Source organism: Exiguobacterium profundum (assembly GCF_042652865.1).
GTDB classification, from domain to species: domain Bacteria; phylum Bacillota; class Bacilli; order Exiguobacteriales; family Exiguobacteriaceae; genus Exiguobacterium; species Exiguobacterium profundum.
Map to the genome: position 1 here is coordinate 1,362,224 of NZ_JBHSHG010000001.1, position 17,822 is coordinate 1,380,045.

The 17,822-nt window shown below is 51.0% G+C and carries 13 protein-coding genes; 2 read left to right on the forward strand and 11 right to left on the reverse strand.

Annotated features, from left to right (window positions below):
• Nucleotides 1-9 precede the first annotated feature (9 nt).
• On the reverse strand, nt 10-2,883 hold the full coding sequence (uvrA, locus tag ACFO4U_RS07015) for an excinuclease ABC subunit UvrA (RefSeq protein ID WP_215243768.1): 2,874 nt from the start codon (nt 2,881-2,883) through the stop codon (nt 10-12).
• Nucleotides 2,884-4,854: an excinuclease ABC subunit UvrB gene (uvrB, locus tag ACFO4U_RS07020; RefSeq protein ID WP_215243767.1), complete on the reverse strand. Its 1,971-nt coding sequence runs from the start codon at nt 4,852-4,854 to the stop codon at nt 2,884-2,886.
• A gap of 462 nt (nt 4,855-5,316) precedes the next feature.
• Here uvrB and ACFO4U_RS07025 point away from each other — a divergent pair, with 462 nt between their 5' ends.
• Both ACFO4U_RS07025 and glpK read left to right on the forward strand, forming a co-directional pair.
• On the forward strand, nt 5,317-6,024 hold the full coding sequence (locus ACFO4U_RS07025; RefSeq protein ID WP_047795079.1) for an MIP/aquaporin family protein: 708 nt from the start codon (nt 5,317-5,319) through the stop codon (nt 6,022-6,024).
• Nucleotides 6,025-6,052: 28 nt separating this feature from the next.
• The gene (gene glpK, locus ACFO4U_RS07030) at nt 6,053-7,570 is read left to right on the forward strand and encodes a glycerol kinase GlpK (protein WP_215243766.1); all 1,518 of its coding nucleotides are present in this window, start codon (nt 6,053-6,055) and stop codon (nt 7,568-7,570) included.
• 64 nt (nt 7,571-7,634) lie between these two features.
• Here glpK and ACFO4U_RS07035 read toward each other — a convergent pair whose 3' ends face one another.
• From ACFO4U_RS07035 to prfB, 9 genes are all read right to left on the reverse strand, one after another.
• Nucleotides 7,635-8,789, reverse strand: coding sequence for a PDZ domain-containing protein (locus ACFO4U_RS07035; RefSeq protein WP_236548934.1), 1,155 nt, complete (start codon nt 8,787-8,789; stop codon nt 7,635-7,637).
• A 28-nt stretch (nt 8,790-8,817) separates the two neighbouring features.
• Nucleotides 8,818-10,221, reverse strand: coding sequence for a S41 family peptidase (locus ACFO4U_RS07040; protein ID WP_047795076.1), 1,404 nt, complete (start codon nt 10,219-10,221; stop codon nt 8,818-8,820).
• 101 nt (nt 10,222-10,322) lie between these two features.
• Nucleotides 10,323-11,648: a murein hydrolase activator EnvC family protein gene (locus ACFO4U_RS07045; protein ID WP_215243765.1), complete on the reverse strand. Its 1,326-nt coding sequence runs from the start codon at nt 11,646-11,648 to the stop codon at nt 10,323-10,325.
• Nucleotides 11,649-11,671: 23 nt separating this feature from the next.
• Nucleotides 11,672-12,574, reverse strand: a complete 903-nt coding sequence (gene ftsX, locus ACFO4U_RS07050; protein ID WP_031422854.1) for a permease-like cell division protein FtsX — start codon at nt 12,572-12,574, stop codon at nt 11,672-11,674.
• Complete coding sequence (gene ftsE / locus ACFO4U_RS07055; RefSeq protein WP_047795074.1) at nt 12,564-13,250, reverse strand: cell division ATP-binding protein FtsE; 687 nt, start codon at nt 13,248-13,250, stop codon at nt 12,564-12,566. Before ftsE ends, ftsX begins: the two co-directional genes overlap by 11 nt.
• A gap of 353 nt (nt 13,251-13,603) precedes the next feature.
• Nucleotides 13,604-15,211, reverse strand: coding sequence for a BCCT family transporter (locus ACFO4U_RS07060; RefSeq protein WP_215243764.1), 1,608 nt, complete (start codon nt 15,209-15,211; stop codon nt 13,604-13,606).
• Nucleotides 15,212-15,323: 112 nt separating this feature from the next.
• Nucleotides 15,324-15,659 carry a cytochrome c551 gene (cccB, locus tag ACFO4U_RS07065; RefSeq protein ID WP_031422851.1) on the reverse strand — a complete coding sequence of 112 codons (336 nt, stop codon included), beginning with the start codon at nt 15,657-15,659 and terminating at the stop codon, nt 15,324-15,326.
• 108 nt (nt 15,660-15,767) lie between these two features.
• Nucleotides 15,768-16,625 carry a YitT family protein gene (locus ACFO4U_RS07070; RefSeq protein ID WP_214690649.1) on the reverse strand — a complete coding sequence of 286 codons (858 nt, stop codon included), beginning with the start codon at nt 16,623-16,625 and terminating at the stop codon, nt 15,768-15,770.
• A gap of 61 nt (nt 16,626-16,686) precedes the next feature.
• Nucleotides 16,687-17,787, reverse strand: a complete 1,101-nt coding sequence (gene prfB, locus ACFO4U_RS07075) for a peptide chain release factor 2 (protein WP_035387837.1) — start codon at nt 17,785-17,787, stop codon at nt 16,687-16,689.
• Nucleotides 17,788-17,822 lie beyond the last annotated feature (35 nt).

Below are 17,822 nucleotides of genomic sequence, written 5' to 3' on the forward strand. Positions count from 1 at the left end.
TTTCTATACTTATTTCTTTTTTCCTGCTTTCGGTTTCACTCGGGCTGCATCTCGTTCGAGAACCGGCTTCAAATACTTACCGGTATACGAGCCTGACACTTCCGCGACTTCTTCTGGTGTCCCCGTTGCGACGATGAGTCCGCCACCATCTCCACCCTCTGGTCCGAGGTCAATCAAATAATCGGCCGACTTGATGACATCGAGGTTATGCTCGATGACGAGCACCGTGTCCCCGTTCTCGACAAGACGTTGCAACACTTTCAACAAGCGCGCGATGTCGTCGACGTGAAGACCGGTCGTCGGTTCGTCCAGAATATAAATCGTTTTCCCGGTCGACCGTTTATGAAGTTCCGAAGCGAGTTTGACACGCTGGGCTTCCCCACCCGAAAGTTCCGTCGCCGGCTGACCGAGTTTCATATAGCCAAGACCGACGTCATAAATCGTTTGAATCTTCCGCTTGATTTTCGGAATCTTTTCAAAGAATTCGAGTCCTTCCTCAATCGTCATATCAAGGACGTCTGCGATCGTCTTTCCTTTGTACTTCACTTCGAGCGTTTCACGATTATAGCGTTTCCCGTGACAGACCTCACACGGAACGTAGACGTCAGGAAGGAAGTGCATCTCGATTTTGATGATCCCATCCCCACGACATGCTTCACAGCGCCCGCCTTTAACGTTGAAACTGAAACGTCCCTTCTTGTAGCCGCGCATCTTCGCTTCATTCGTCGAGGCGAAGACGTCACGAATATCATCAAAGACACCCGTATACGTGGCCGGGTTCGAACGAGGGGTCCGTCCGATCGGGGATTGGTCGATATCGATGACCTTATCGATATGCTCAAGTCCTTCAATCTTCTTGTGCTTGCCTGGCTTCGCTTTGGCCCGGTTCATATTGTGCGCGAGCGATTTATAGAGAATCTCATTGATGAGGGTCGATTTACCCGATCCCGAGACCCCTGTTACGGCAACGAACATCCCGAGTGGAATGGAAACGTCGACGTCTTTTAGGTTGTTCTCTTCTGCTTTGACGATCTTTAAGAAACGTTCGTCTGGCATCTTCCGTTCAGCCGGAAGTGGGATGAACTTCTTCCCAGCAAGATATTGACCGGTGAGCGAGTTTTTATTTTTCATCAGTTGTTTCGGCGTCCCGGCCGCAATGACCTGTCCGCCATGTTCTCCTGCGCCTGGTCCGATATCGATCAAGTAGTCGGCTTCCATCATCGTGTCCTCGTCATGCTCGACGACGATGAGCGTGTTGCCGATGTCCCGCATCTGTTTGAGGGTCGAAATCAACCGATCGTTATCACGTTGATGAAGACCGATGGATGGTTCGTCAAGGACATATAAAACACCCGTGAGACGAGACCCAATTTGTGTCGCGAGACGAATCCGCTGCGCCTCCCCACCCGAGAGTGTTCCAGCGGCACGAGAGAGCGTCAAGTAGTCGAGACCGACGTTATTCAAAAAACTGAGTCGTTCCCGAATCTCTTGGAGGATGAGACGGGCGATGGCGATCTCTTTCTCGCTCAACTGCTCGTTGAGTCCTTCAAAGAACGCAAGTGCGTTCACGACCGATTTCTCCGTCACTTGCCCGACGTGCTGACCCGTGATCTTGACGGCGAGCGACTCTTCTTTCAAGCGATAGCCGTGACATGTCGGACACGCATGTGTCGCCATGTACATTTCCATCTGCTCACGGATATAGTCGGATGTTGTCTCCCGGTAACGGCGCTCGATGTTACGGAGCACCCCTTCAAAGAAAATGGTATTCGTCCGCACTTGACCGAAGTCGTTCTCGTAGCGGAAGAGGAACGATTCCTCCGAAGATCCGTTCAAGACGAGGTCCTGATCACGTTTTGATAGGCGCTCGAACGGCACGTCCATGTCGATGTTGAAATGCTGGCACATCGCAGACAAAAGTTGTGGATAGTACTGGGAACTTGTCGGTTGCCATGCGGCAATCGCCCCCTCTTTCAACGTCTTCGACGGGTCCGGGATGACGAGTTCTGGGTCGACGTCTAGTTTCGTCCCAAGACCATCACACGTCGGACATGCACCGAATGGCGAGTTGAATGAGAACATCCGAGGTTCGAGTTCGCCGATGGAGAACCCGCAGATCGGACAGGCGTGATGCTCACTGAAGAGAAGCTCGGTGCCATCCATCTTATCGATAATGACACGGCCGTCCGCAAGACGTAATGCCGTCTCGAGTGAGTCGGCGAGGCGCCCTTCGACGTCAGGTCGGACGACGAGGCGGTCGACGACGACTTCAATCGAATGCTTCTTGTTTTTATCGAGCTCAATCTCATCCGTCAATTCAATCGTTTCACCATTGACACGGACACGGACGAATCCCTCTTTCTTTAACGAGTCGAATACTTTCACGTGCGTCCCTTTCCGACCCGACACGATTGGCGCCAAAATCTGGAGTCGTGTCCGCTCCGGCAACTCCATCACCTGGTCGACCATCTGCGAAATCGTTTGACTCGAAATCTCGATGCCGTGGTTCGGACAGACCGGTTTCCCGATTCTTGCAAACAATAGACGAAGGTAATCATAAATCTCGGTCACCGTCCCGACCGTCGAACGCGGGTTACGACTCGTCGTCTTCTGGTCAATTGAGATGGCCGGGCTAAGTCCTTCAATCGTATCGACGTCTGGCTTATCCATCTGTCCAAGGAACTGACGGGCATAGGCGGATAAGCTCTCGACGTACCGACGCTGTCCTTCCGCATAAATCGTATCGAACGCAAGTGACGATTTCCCGGAGCCGGACAAGCCCGTCAAGACGACGAGCTGGTCACGTGGGATATCGATGTCAATATTTTTTAAATTGTTGACGCGTGCCCCTTTGATGACAATCGCATTTTTCTTTTCAGCCATTTAATTCCCTACCTTCAACTCCAAGATTAAGTCACGCAATTCGGCCGCGCGTTCGAACTGGAGATCGCGTGCCGCTTGCTTCATTTCTTCTTCCAACTTGGCAATCGCCGCCTCGCGTTCGGCCGGCTTCATCGTACTGAGCGATTCGAGTGCTTCCTCTTCCGCCTCGACCGTCGCCCGAATGACCCCTCGGACGTCTTTTCGAATCGTCTGCGGGGTGATGCCATGTTCTTCATTATAAGCCTGTTGAATCGACCGACGACGATCCGTCTCTTCGATGGCACGCGCCATCGAATCGGTCATCTTGTCCGCGAACAAGATGACATGTCCGTTCGCGTTACGCGCCGCTCGTCCAATCGTCTGGATGAGCGAACGATCGGAACGAAGGAATCCTTCCTTATCGGCATCGAGAATCGTCACGAGGCTGACCTCTGGAATGTCAAGACCCTCCCGCAACAAGTTGATTCCGACGAGCACGTCATATTTACCGAGACGAAGGTCACGAATGATTTCGATTCGCTCGAGCGTCTTGATTTCGGAGTGCATATAGTTGACCTTGATTCCCGCTTCGCGTAAGTAATCGGATAGGTCCTCTGCCATCTTCTTCGTGAGCGTCGTCACGAGCACGCGCTCGTCGCGCTTGATGCGTTCGCGAATCTGATCCATCAAGTAGTCAATCTGACCTTTGATTGGATGAATCTCGATTGTCGGATCAAGTAACCCGGTCGGACGGATGATTTGCTCAATCATGTTCGGCGTATGTTCGAGTTCGTACGGACCTGGTGTCGCCGAGATGAAAATCGCTTGTGAGACTTTCTTCTCGAACTCATCGAACTTGAGCGGACGGTTATCCTTCGCCGAAGGGAGACGGAAGCCGTGGTCGACGAGCACTTGTTTCCGTGCCTGATCCCCGTTGTACATCCCGCGTACTTGCGGAAGCGTCACGTGCGACTCATCAGCGACGAGTAAAAAATCTTCCGGGAAGTAATCGATTAATGTGTACGGGGTTGAACCTTCAGGCATCAAGTTCAAGTGTCGCGAATAGTTCTCGATTCCTGAACAATACCCCATCTCACGCATCATTTCCAAATCGTAATGCGTTCGTTGCTCGAGTCGTTGCGCTTCTAAGAGCTTCCCTTCTTCGCGGAACTTCACAAGTTGTTCCTCAAGTTCCGCTTCGATGTTGACGATTGCCTTTTGCAATTTTTCGTCGCGTGTGACGAAGTGGGATGCCGGGAAGATGGCGACGTGATCACGGTCTGCGATGATTTCACCCGTCAACGGATCCATCTCACGGATGCGGTCGATCTCGTCTCCGAAGAACTCGATGCGCATGCAGTGTTCGTCACGCGATGCTGGGAAGATCTCGACGACGTCCCCGCGGACACGGAAACGTCCACGCTGGAAATCGATATCGTTTCGTTCATATTGAATGTCGATGAGTTTACGTAACATCTCGTCACGTCCCATCTCTTTCCCGACGCGAAGGCTCAAGACGAGGCTCCGATATTCTTCCGGGTTACCGAGACCATAAATACAGGAGACAGATGCGACGATGATGACGTCATCGCGCTCAAAGAGAGCCGACGTCGCCGAGTGACGCAGCTTATCGATTTCATCATTGATTGAAGCATCCTTCTCAATGAACGTATCCGTCGACGGCACGTACGCTTCCGGTTGATAATAGTCATAGTAACTGACGAAGTACTCGACCGCGTTGTTCGGGAAGAACTCTTTGAACTCCGAGTAGAGCTGACCGGCGAGCGTCTTGTTATGGGCGAGGACGAGTGTCGGCTTCTTTACTTCTTGAATGACGTTCGAGACGGTAAACGTTTTACCCGTACCCGTTGCACCGAGGAGCGTCTGATACCGGTCACCTCGATTTACACCTTCGACAAGCTGTCGAATCGCTTCAGGCTGGTCGCCTCCTGGTTGAAATTCAGATTGTAATGCAAACGGAATCGATTCCATAAGATACTCCTCACCTTCTCATTTCATAAGTGTCTTGATTATACCATAGACACGAACAAATATTCGCTTATTAGCTTGTAGGTTAATTCATTTTATTTCTTTTTTTCATTCAATCCATTGTTCATTTCTTTTTCCTTTACTGTCTCAAAAGAAACATCTTGTTCCATCCAAATCATCACATCAAGATTTCAACAGAATCACTTTTGTGGCATAAAGCATTACACTTTTCAGATTGGACTATGTCCCTAGTAAATTGGAATGCTTGAAATATCCGAAAAAAACATCCACTTCGTGAACGTTTCGCTCTGCTTCTTAACTCTTTTGTGAAGTTTACAGCTGTAAATGTGAACATTTGTAGGAAAAAAGTAGGATTTTTTAAAAACACTGTTTTAAAACGCTTACATTTTGGGCATATAATGAAGTGGTAAGTCAAATTGCATAAGGGAGAAAGGGGAGTATCACATGTCAGCATTTGTCAGTGAAATTATTGGTACGATGCTATTGATTCTGCTCGGTAACGGTGTCGTCGCCGGCGTCGTCCTCCGCCATTCCAAAGCGGAAAACTCTGGCTGGATTGTCATCACAATGGGTTGGGGTCTTGCCGTTATGGTCGGGGTCTACGCAGCCGGAATTTACGGAGGCGCTCACATCAACCCTGCCGTCACGATTGGTCTCGCGACAGCAGGCGAATTCCCATGGGCTGATGTCCCACTTTACATCCTCGCTCAGTTTATTGGAGCCATCATCGGGGCATGTTTGGTTTATGTCCACTACAAGCCGCACTATGATGCGACAGACGATCCTGGTTTAAAACTGGCGACGTTCTCGACAGCTCCAGGTATTCGAAGCACGCCGTACAACTTGATTGGTGAGATTATCGGAACATTCGTCCTTGTCTTTGCATTGTTGTCATTCGGGGCAAACACATTCGCAGACGGACTCAATCCACTCATCGTTGGTTTCTTGATTGTATCGATTGGTCTTTCGCTCGGTGGTACGACGGGATATGCGATCAACCCGGCACGTGACCTTGGGCCACGTATCGCACACGCATTCCTTCCAATTAAAGGAAAAGGATCTTCAGATTGGGGTTATTCATGGATCCCGGTCGTCGGTCCGATTATCGGTGCGATTATTGCCGCACTCATCTACGGTATTCTCGTCCCTTAACACATAATTTTGAAGGAGGAAATCACATATGGCGAAAGAAAAACGTTATATTTTAGCATTGGACCAAGGAACGACAAGTTCACGGGCAATCATCTTTGATCATGATGGAAAAATTGTCACAGTCGCACAGCGCGAATTCAAACAATACTTCCCAAAACCAGGCTGGGTCGAGCACAACGCCAATGAGATTTGGGGTTCTGTCCTCGCCGTTATGGCGGAAGCGTTCGGTTCTGCTGATATCGACCCGAATGAGATTGCCGGAATCGGGATCACGAACCAACGTGAAACAGCTGTCGTTTGGGAAAAGGAAACAGGACGCCCTGTCTATAACGCCGTCGTCTGGCAATCCCGTCAAACCGCCGACATCTGTGAAGAGCTGAAAGCAGCCGGTCATTCCGATATGGTCCGCGACAAAACAGGTCTCCTCATCGATGCCTACTTCTCAGGAACGAAAGTCAAATGGATTCTTGACAACGTCGAGGGTGCACGTGAAAAAGCTGAGAACGGCGAACTCCTCTTCGGGACAATCGACACGTGGCTCATCTGGAAACTCTCTGGTGGAAAAGCACACGTAACCGATTACTCGAACGCATCGCGTACACTCATGTACAACATCTACGAGCAGAAGTGGGATGACGAGTTACTCGAGATCTTGACAGTGCCTAAATCAATGCTTCCTGAAGTCAAACCGTCAAGTGAAGTCTATGCGAACACGATTCCATACCACTTCTTCGGATTCGAAGTCCCGATTGCCGGAGCTGCAGGTGACCAACAGGCCGCCTTGTTCGGACAAACTTGCTTCGAAAAAGGTGAGGCGAAAAACACGTATGGAACAGGTTGTTTCATGCTCATGAACACGGGAGAAGAAGCCGTCAAATCTGATCACGGTCTCTTGACGACAATCGCTTGGGGCTATAACGGGAAAGTAGAATACGCGCTCGAAGGTTCGATCTTCGTCGCCGGTTCGGCGATCCAGTGGCTCCGTGACGGATTGCGGATGTTGAAATCAGCGAAAGACTCGGAACAGTATGCGACACGGATCGAATCAACTGACGGTGTCTACGTCGTTCCTGCCTTCGTCGGTCTCGGTGCACCGTATTGGAACTCTGACGTCCGTGGTGCCATCTTCGGTCTCACGCGTGGGACAGAGAAAGAACAGATGGTCCGGGCGACAATCGAGTCACTCGCTTACCAGACACGTGACGTCCTCACGTCGATGGAGAGTGACTCAGGCATCAACTTGAAGACGCTTCGCGTCGACGGTGGGGCCGTCAGTAACAACTTCCTCATGCAGTTCCAATCGGACATTCTCAACGTCCCGGTCGAGCGTCCTGAAGTGAGTGAAACGACTGCACTCGGTGCCGCCTACTTGGCAGGTCTCGCCGTTGGATTCTGGAAAGACCAAGCCGAAGTCAAAGAACAGTGGAAACTCGACAAGAAGTTCGATCCAAACATGGATGAGTCTCATCGCGAAGCCCTCTACAAAGGATGGCAACACGCTGTCGAAGCCACAATGGCATTCAAGCCTTCAAAACTTGATGTATAAGACGAACGGGCATCCTCACGGGTGCCTTTTTGTATGCAAAAAAGAGTACCCATGACGGATACTCTTACAGTTTACGTAAGCGGACTCTCGGGCTCGTCGGTTCCCCGACGAACAAAATTCCGAGCTCATGTGGATCGGTCTCATACATCGCTCGTTGAACGAATCGGATATCCCCGTTCAGATTCAATACTTCCAGTTTGATGTACGGCTTATGTTGCTGGAGCGCCTCATAAAAACTATGCCCTCCTGTGATGACCGTCCCGTTGACTTTATAGATCGATTCACCCGGGATGAGCTGCATCGTCTCCCCAGGTGAGTTCGGTAACGTGTCGACGATGACCGCCCCACGGTTTCCATTGATGAAAACGGGTGTCGTTCCCCGATTCTCGCGTTTGATCCATTGTAAGCCGAGCTCATAGAGGACGAATATCGTCAATACTACATAGTCGACATATGGAATCTTAAACGCATATGAGAGGGCGAATAAACCGAGAGCGATCAAAGCGAGTACGGCACGATAATTGCTCAATCGTGCGAGAAGCGTTCCTGGTAAGGCGCCGGTCGACAATAAACTGACCCCGATGGGAATCGGAAGAATGATGGGCACCATCGGCCAGTCGAGACCGAACATCGGTGGCACGAAGACGACGAGCGGGAAAAACCAAATCCGTTTGACGACATGCCCTCCGATAAACTGCCCCCGTTTCGACAAGATCAAGGTCGGGGATGTCTCTTTTGGTCCGTTCCAGCGCAAGAGAATCGCTTCCGCAAGGGTGACGAGGCCGAATGTGAGCGCATAGACCGTCCAATCGACCTGAGCGAGTGCTGCTACCCAATCACGAAGCGCCCCATATGCGACAACATCGCGTAACAAGACGACCCCGAACAACACGAGAAGAGGCAGCACCGGATTAAAGAATCGCGGATGCATCGTCAAGACGACGAGCGTATAGAGAATCGTGAACGAGACGGCCCACTCAAACGTGATGGTCGTCTCGAGTAAAATCGTCACGGCCGATGAGAGGACCGCTAACAGAAGACTCGGCCAGATGAAATGTCTCCATTCCGACTTCGGTGAGCGACGTCTCGAACGGAACATGGCCCGTTCTCGCTTGACCCGTGTCAGCGATATGTATGTAAGGGCGACGAGTGTCACCCAAAACAGCGGACTACCTAACAACGTCAATAAAGCCGTAACACCCATTCGTACAACTTCCACGCGGTCCAACCCTTTCTTTCATACAACGTTATTTTGCGGCTTCTTCAAGCGCACGATTCAATTGGGCGTCATTCGCCTCATCTTGAATCGCTTCGAGCAATTTCGCTTCGAGTGCAGAGGCTGTCTCTTCATCGACAGTTCCAGAAGCCTCGAGACCATTGTCTGTCTGGAATGCTTTCACGGCGTTCGCCATCGTGTCCCCGTAATATCCCGGCTGACCGCCTGGCTCATAGCCGATTCCAGTTAAAATTTTATGCAAGTTCGAGACGGCGTCACCGTAATCTCCGACTTGGAGTGACTCTTCTTCTGTCAGGACACGGGTCACGTTGAAGAAGTCCGGTTGCTCCACTTCAATGTCCGGCTCGATGCCCTTCTTGTTAATCCAATTTCCGTCCGGTGTGAGCCATTTGCTCGTCGTCAATTTCAAGTTACTGCCGTCCTCTAAGTCGAACGCCGTCTGGACGACACCTTTTCCGAACGTCTTCGTCCCGATGATGGTCGCGCCTGCTCCTTCTTTCATCGCACCAGTCAAAATCTCAGATGCCGAGGCAGAACCCTCATCCGTCAAGACAAACAGGTCATACGGTTTCGCTTCACGAGCGCGACCGTTTTGTGCATCACGGTCACCGTCCGCATTCTCGATTTGGACGACCGGTTTTGATGTCGGGACGAACCCTTCCGACATCTCGATGACGGCAGGCAAGAGACCTCCCGGATTTCCACGAACATCGATGATCAAGCTATCGATTTCTTCTGACTCGAGTTGCTCGAGTTGTTCGAGGAATTCATCAGCCGTCGGTTCTGAGAATTGGGTGACTTGGAGATACCCAATCTTTTTACCGTCTTTCTCTTTCACTTCAGAGAAGACCGTCTCGATTGGAATCGTGTCACGTATGATCTCGTAGTCCGCCGTCTGACTGCCACGGCGAATCGTCAATGTGACGGTCGTCCCTTTTTCTCCTCGAATCAATTGGACGGCCTCCTGTACATCCATCCCTTCAATCGACTCCCCGTCGACCGCTGTGATGATGTCACCGGGACGAAGTCCAGCCTCTTCGGCCGGAGCGCCTTTGATCGGAGCGACAATTAAGATGTCCTCTCCTTTCTTCTCCAAAGTCGCGCCGATTCCTTCAAAACTCGATTCAATCGAGTCCGTAAATTGTGACGTTTCTTCCGCATCCAAGAAATCCGAATACGGGTCGTTCAGCGCTGCGGTCATCCCGTCGAGCGCACCGGTCAATAAATCGTCTTCTGAGATGTCCTGTAACGAATGTTCTTCAATCAAATCACGTACTTGGTCGACTTTATCCCAGCCTTCCGCATTCGTTTGAATGGGAAGCGATGTGTCTGTAAACGCCATCGTCGCAAGGCCTGCACCGGCCCCAGCCACGAACGTTGTGCCAGCGAGTAGTCCTGCGGTTGAATTTTTCACGGGTTGGTCCCTCATTTCTCTTTGTAAGTCTTTTCATTAGTATAGCAAAAACTAGAGGAAAAGCGGACGCGTTCCACATATTTGGGACGCGTCCGCTTCTGTCAGTATCCAATATACGGGGCCGGGTTAATTGCGTTCGGCTGTCCCGGTGCCCATTTCCCTCGGTGTAACTCAAAATGAAGATGGGGTCCCGTCGACCAGCCGGTATTGCCAAGCGTTCCGACCGTCTGTCCCGCCGCCACTTGTTGACCGGCTCCGACTGTGATCGCATTTAAATGGGCATAGACGGTCGTCCAAATCTCACCGTTGATGACATGCGAAACGAAGACGACATTTCCATACCCGGTCGCCGGTGCCGCCTTGATGACGACACCTGGTGCGCTTGACACGATTGGTGTTCCAGACGCATTGACGAGGTCAATGCCCTTGTGAATCTCCGGCACACCTGTCAACGGGTTGTCTCGTGGACCGAACGGACTAGACACATAACCGGACACAGGACGAACGAATCCCGTGGACGTGGACACATTCGTCGGTGTTTCGGTTGGTGCGGTCACTTCTGGTGCCTCCTCGACCTCCGACTCACGGGCTTCCGCTTCTGCTTGTGCTCGCTCTTCAGCGGCACGCGCCTCAGCTTCACGTTTGGCACGTTCCGCTGCCTCTGCGGCTTCTCGTTCGGCAGTCGCAATCGCCTCTAGTTGTTCACTGATGATGCGGTTCTGTTCAGCCATGACCGCCTGCTCTTCACTGCGCGTCATCTTTTCGAGCTCGAGCTGCTCTACTTGTTCGTTCAGTTCAACCAACAGGTCACGTTTCTTCTCGGCCGTCCGGTCAAGGTCTTGCTTGGTGATGACGAGCTCGCGCTCTTTTTGCTTGATGAAAGAGAGCTGGGTACGTTGTGTCGACTCGAGCGACTCCAAACGTTCCATCTCACTCATATAATTATGTATGAGCTCCCGGTCCTGTTCAGCGATCGTGCGGGCCGTCATAGCCCGTGTCACGAAGTCGCCGAAGGAACGGGACTCAAAAATGACTTGTAAATAGGAAGTGTCTTCATGTACTTGCAAAACGCGAAGGCGCTCGTTCACGAGTTCCTTCTGGCTTTCCAAGTATTCTTCCTGAACGGAAAGTTGTTGGCGGGTCGACTCGAGTTCTGCCCGGGCTGTATCGACCTCATGCTGCTGAATGGCGATTTGTTCGCTCAATTCATTCAACCGGTCGTCGACGACGTGTATTTCCGTCTTCACGGCATCACGCTCTGCCTCGGTGATCTCGAGTTCGGCATCCGTCTCGGCCTGCGCTTTTTTCGACTCCTCCAACTCATTGGACAGTCGATCTTGTCGAGCTTTCAACGTGTCTTTCTCTGTCGCCATGACCGGCATGGCAAGTAACGATACACACAACCCTAGCGCAAGCGAACGTTTCATCCGCCAACTCCTCCTTATTTAAGTTAGATTTTCAAGAAACGACCGAGCGATGTCGTCGATCCCCAGATTCCGATGAACGCACCGAGTGCAAGTAAAACAAGCGATACTTGGACTGTTAGCGTCGATGGATCAATCAACTTAAATATATCACTATTCAATTGATCAAGCGATGGTTGTAAAGCACTATATGCAACGTCATATCCGAAATAAATGACAAGAATCGGGACGAGAGCCCCAAGCATTCCAAGGAGCAATCCTTCGATAAAGAACGGCCAGCGGATAAAGCTGTTTTTCGCTCCGACGAGTCGCATGATTTCAATCTCACGGCGACGCGAGAAGATTGTCATTTTAATCGTATTTGAGATCAAGAACATCGCCATCAATGTCAAACCGACAATCAACGCGAGTCCACCGATGCGAATCCCGTTGAAGAAAGCAAACATTTTATCGATGTAGTCTTTTCCGTATTTCACATCGTCCACATTATCGAGTGAACCGACCGATTTGGCCACTTCCTCTAGTTCTGTCGGGTCTTGTGCTTTGACGATATAGCGGGCGTGGAGCGGGTTATCTTTTTCGACCGTTCCGTATGCAGCCGCATCATCGCCGAGCTGGTCTTGGAACTTCGCTAGCTCATCTTCTTTTGAACTGAACGTGACCGTCGAGACGCCCGGCACCTGTTCAATGTTCTCTCCGAGTTTCTCAACCGAGTTCTCATCCGCTGTACGAGTGATGAACACTTGAATCTCGACATCATTTTCGACGTTATCTGAAATTTCATTGATGTTGAACATGACGAGTGCGAATACACCGACAAGTAGCAACGTAATGGTCACGGCACTAATCGCCGCGAACGACATCCATCCATTCCGAAGTGTTCCTTTGAACCCTTCACGCAAATGGCGCAATCCAGTCTTAAATATCATAGCCATATGCTCCTTTCTCTTCATCGCGCACGACTTTCCCGTTCTCAATCGCGATGACGCGGTGACGAATCTTATCGACGATGTCACGGTTGTGTGTTGCCATGACGATTGTCGCTCCGCGGCGGTGAATCTCTTCAAACACTTCCATGATGCCCCATGCTGTTTCCGGGTCTAAGTTCCCTGTCGGCTCATCGGCGATGATCAATTTTGGCTTATTGACGATTGCGCGAGCAATCGAGACACGTTGTTGTTCTCCACCTGATAGTTCGTCCGGATAGTTGCGCGCCTTGTTCTTCAATCCGACAAGGTTCAACACATCCATGACTTGTTTCCGAATCGAAGACGTATCCGCTCCTACAACTTCTAATGCGAACGCTACGTTCTCATATACCGTAAGTGACGGCAACAATTTGAAGTCTTGGAAGATAACGCCGAGTTGACGGCGTAGCTTCGGTACGTGTCGGTCTTTAATTTTCCCGACATCGAGTCCGTCAATCAACAATTGACCGGCTGTCGGCTTCTCCTCACGATAAATCATCTTCATGAACGTCGACTTTCCGGCACCGGAAGGCCCGACGACATAAAGGAACTCGCCGTCGCGAATCTCTAGATCGAGGTCATCCATGGCGACGACGCCGTTCGGATATACTTTACTGACTTTTTGCATCGAGATCATAACGTATTCCCTACCCTTTTTAAATTATTTTTAAGCATCTATGACGAATTTGAATCAATTATTTTAGTTACTGTATATTTCGCCTAGAGTCTTTTTTACAGGAAACGGCTCCCTCTGTCAAGGTGTCGCTTTTTTATGTTAGCCTGGTCAAAAAATCATCTAGGGCATATGTTGAAGCGACTACAATTATATCAATCCGACTTTTAAAACACCATTACAGGATTGTTTCAGTTCGATTGAGTTCGATGTGAAAATGTCGCGAAGAAACTCGCTTTCTTATTCCCCAAGAGAATATTGAAACCGCACTTCAAAAGGGTGCTCCCTAAGGAACACCCTTCACCAATACGCCACATTTAATCGTGTGGTTTTTCTTTCAATGCATCAAACGGCGACTTTTTCCGTTTCCGATACTTGATATGAATCGTTGAGGATTCATAGTCATCGGAAGCCCGGATATCCCGACTCGATACGCGGACGAATGACCAAGCAAGAAGGAACATGATGAAGATAAGCGGGAATCCACCGACGATACTCGCTGTCTGGAGCGTCTCTAGTCCGCCGAGGAACATGAGCGTGAGCGGCATGATAGCAAGCGCGAACGCCCAAAAGAGACGGTTCCAGACAATCGGCTCATCCTCGACATGTTTTTGCGTGACCGATGCCAAGATGTATGATGATGAATCGAACGTTGTCGCCAAAAAGATAATGGCAAGAAGCGTAAAGACGCCGATGACGACTTTCCCGAAAGGCAATTGGCCGATGATGGCGATGATTGTAGGTGCCGGGCCATTCGCCGCCATGTACCCGACAACATCGAACGTCCCACTTAGATGAAGGTAGAGCCCGTAGTTTCCGAGAATCCCAAAGAACAAGATGCATCCGAGCGTTCCGTACACCATCGTCCCAAAGATCATATTCCGAACCGTACGACCGCGTGAGATACGGGCGACGAACAATCCGACGAATGGTGCATAGACAAGCCACCATGCCCAATAGAACACCGTCCACGATTCCGGGAACCCGGTCGATGTGAAGCCACCGAAGTCACCGAACGGTTCCATCCACGTTGCCATCCGGAAAAAGTTATCCATGACGATTCCGACTCCATTGAACGTCGTCTCCATAATGAATCGAGTCGGACCAAAGATAAGCACGAACGTCAAAATCCCAAGGGCGAGCCAGATGTTCAAGTCACTGAGTACTTTGATGCCACCCTTCAGTCCAATGTAAGAACTGATGGCGAAGATGACCGTACAAATCAACATGATGACGGCCTGCATCCCGAGCGTGACGGGAATCCCTGTCAGTTCGTTGACCCCTTCGGCAATCATCGGAGTACCGAGGGCGAGCGTCGTCCCGGCACCACCTAATAATCCAAAGATAAATAAGATATCAATCAATTTACCGAGGGGTCCATCTGCCCATTTTCCGATAACGGGACGTACCGCTTCACTTACCTTTAAGACGGATTTCTTACGGACGTAAAAGAAATAAGCGATCGGCAGTGCCGGTAACGTATAGATTGCCCAAGCGATCGGTCCCCAGTGGAACATCCCATATGCTGTCGACCATTGAATCGCTTCCGGTGACTCCGGTGTCAGCCCGAACGGCGGACCTTCATAGTAATAGACCCATTCGATGACGGACCAATAGAGGATGCTGGACCCGATGCCGGCAGCAAATAACATCGCCGCCCAAGAGAATGTACTAAATTCGGGTTCTTCATCTTCACGACCTAATTTGATATGACCATTCTTACTGAAGGCAATGAAAATCAAAAATCCGAACGCACCTAAGCCCATTGCTAAGTACAACATGCCGAAGTTAGAGGTCATGTATTCGTTCGCCGCACCGACCCACGCTTTACCGGTCTCTGGGAAGAAGATGAGCGGTAACGTCACCCCTAACAGTAATACAAACGAGCCGATAAAGGTCGGCCAGTCAATCAGTTTCGTCTTCAATTGTCATCACTCCATTTCCACTATGTCTCACGTTACCTTAACAATATTTCCCCAAGCCCTAACACCCAAAACAAAAAAGCATGAGGTGTGTTCCACCTCATGCTGTCGAATCTTATTTTTTCTCAGCGAGCCAAGCAGCGACCGCTGTGATTTCTTCGTCTTTTTCAATGACGTTCGCAGGCATCGCGCCTTGACCGTTTCGAATGACGTTTTCAATCTCTTCTGCCGACAGACGAGCACCGACTTGCTCGAGTGACGGGCCACTCATTCCTTCAAGGTTCGCACCGTGACATGCCGCACAGTTTTGTGCGTATACCGCTTCCGCGTCAACCGATGCCGTGTTCGAGCCCGAATCCCCGTTGCTCGATGTATCCTCTTCTTCACCGCCGCCACATGCGCCGAGTGTCAGCATGGCGCCGAGGCCGATGGCCATCATCCATTTTTTCATAACCACGTTCCCCTCCTAAGTTGTAGAAATGACCTACATTTACCATTATAGCCGTTAACGTATGCTTTCTAACCTAATCTCACGAAAAGTACACAAAGATTCCACAACTTACGGTACGTTGATGTAACGCTTATCGGACGTAAACCCTTGTCCTAGCACCTCATGTGCCTCACTGAAGACAAGGAATGCCTCCGGGTCGAGCCGACGGATGATTTCCTTCAATCGACTCACTTCGCTCTGACGGACAACAATCATGAGCATCGGACGGTCGAGACGTGAGTATGCTCCGATTGCTTGGATCTCTGTCGCACCACGGTCAAGCTCCTCGAAGACGGCCCGGACGATGAAGTCTCGCTTCTCCGAGATGACGTAAGCCATCTTGTCCTGTGTGAACCCGAGCTGGACGAAGTCGATCATCTTGACCGTGATGAATAATGCGATGAGTGCATAGAGCCCGGTCGTGAACGAGAACGTCAAGGCCGCGGTCAAGACGACCATGCCATCGAGGATGGCGATACAGAGATAGAGCGGGATGTGCGTGAACTTATGTAAGATCTGAGCGATCAAGTCCATTCCCCCTGTCGAGGCGCGTCCACGGAAGATGAGTCCGAGTCCGACACCGACGCCGACACCACCGAAGATGGCCGCGAGGAGCGTATCGTCCACAGCCGCACCGGCATCGATCGCCTCATAGAAAAGAATGACACCCGGTAAAAAGATGGAGCCGACGAGCGACTTCACACCGAAGCCGAGGCCGAGGATGGCCCACCCGATAATCAGAAGTAACACGTTCGCCACGAGCTGGAACGCCCCCGGCGAGATGCCGAACAGTTCATAAGTGATGACCGAGATCCCGCTCACCCCGCCTGATGCCAGATTGTTTGGCAACAGAAATAAGCTGAAGGCCGAGGCGACGAACACTGAGCCGGTCAACAAATACAGATAGTCTTTGACGATTTGCTTCATTAAAGAAAGTCTCCTTTACACACAACATGGCCCAAAGACAGGTGTCTTTGAGCCACATGCATCACATATTTGTTTTACGAAGGTAGGCATCGATGAACGGCATGACGTCGCCGTCCATGACGCCACTCGTGTTCCCGACTTCATGGTTCGTCCGGTGGTCTTTGACCATCGAATACGGGTGGAAGACATACGAACGGATTTGGCTACCCCAACCGATGTCCGTCTTCTCCCCACGGATCTCGTCGAGTTTTCGTTGCTGCTCGTCGAGTTCGCGTTGGTACAATTTCGCTTTCAACATCTTCATCGCCGACTCACGGTTCTTGATCTGTGAGCGCTCGGTCTGACACGAAACGACGACGCCCGTCGGCACGTGCGTGATCCGGACGGCAGAGTCCGTCGTGTTGATGTGCTGACCGCCGGCACCTGATGCACGGTACGTGTCGATACGGAGGTCTTCTGTCCGTACTTCGATCTCGATGTCGTCATCGAATTCCGGCATGACGTCACATGACACGAACGACGTATGACGACGGCCAGACGAGTCGAATGGCGAGATGCGGACCAAGCGGTGAATCCCTTTCTCCGCCTTCAAGTAGCCGTATGCGTTATGACCGACGATGCGGAGCGTGACCGACTTGACGCCCGCCTCTTCACCCGGGAGGTAATCGACCGTCTCGACTTTCCAGCCTTGTTTGTCAGCGAAGCGTTGATACATCCGAAGGAGCATCGATGCCCAGTCCTGTGACTCGGTACCGCCCGCACCCGGGTGCAATTCGAGGATGGCGTTGTTCGCATCGTACGGTCCGTTCAAGAGGATCTCGAGTTCGAAGTCATCAAACTCCTTCTTGAGCGCTTGAATCGATTCCCCGAGCTCTTCTTGCATCTCGGCGTCCGGCTCTTCCTTGATGAGTTCGAGCGTCACTTCGCCGTCCTCATGTTGGTTCGCGAGGTCTTGATACTTGTCGACCATCGCCTTGAGACCGTTTGACTCGTCGATGACTTTTTGTGCCTTCTCCTGGTTGTCCCAGAAGTCTGGATACGTCATCTCGTTCTCGAGCTCGGCGATACGTGCTTCTTTCTCTGTCAAGTTGAGAGACGCTCTGTAATTCTCGAGGCGTTTCGCCATCGCCTCTAGTTCGTTCCGAATATCTGAAATTTCCATAGTGTGATTCACCTTTCCGTAGGAAAGAGGCGAGC

Bases quoted from the DNA above. Each gene is read 5' to 3' on its own strand.
- uvrA (WP_215243768.1), bottom strand. From the start codon at position 2,883: ATGGCTGAAAAGAAAAATGCGATTGTCATCAAAGGGGCACGCGTCAAC.
- uvrB (WP_215243767.1), bottom strand. From the start codon at position 4,854: ATGGAATCGATTCCGTTTGCATTACAATCTGAATTTCAACCAGGAGGC.
- ACFO4U_RS07025 (WP_047795079.1), top strand. From the start codon at position 5,317: ATGTCAGCATTTGTCAGTGAAATTATTGGTACGATGCTATTGATTCTG.
- glpK (WP_215243766.1), top strand. From the start codon at position 6,053: ATGGCGAAAGAAAAACGTTATATTTTAGCATTGGACCAAGGAACGACA.
- ACFO4U_RS07045 (WP_215243765.1), bottom strand. From the start codon at position 11,648: ATGAAACGTTCGCTTGCGCTAGGGTTGTGTGTATCGTTACTTGCCATG.
- ftsX (WP_031422854.1), bottom strand. From the start codon at position 12,574: ATGATATTTAAGACTGGATTGCGCCATTTGCGTGAAGGGTTCAAAGGA.
- ftsE (WP_047795074.1), bottom strand. From the start codon at position 13,250: ATGATCTCGATGCAAAAAGTCAGTAAAGTATATCCGAACGGCGTCGTC.
- cccB (WP_031422851.1), bottom strand. From the start codon at position 15,659: ATGAAAAAATGGATGATGGCCATCGGCCTCGGCGCCATGCTGACACTC.
- ACFO4U_RS07070 (WP_214690649.1), bottom strand. From the start codon at position 16,625: ATGAAGCAAATCGTCAAAGACTATCTGTATTTGTTGACCGGCTCAGTG.
- prfB (WP_035387837.1), bottom strand. From the start codon at position 17,787: ATGGAAATTTCAGATATTCGGAACGAACTAGAGGCGATGGCGAAACGC.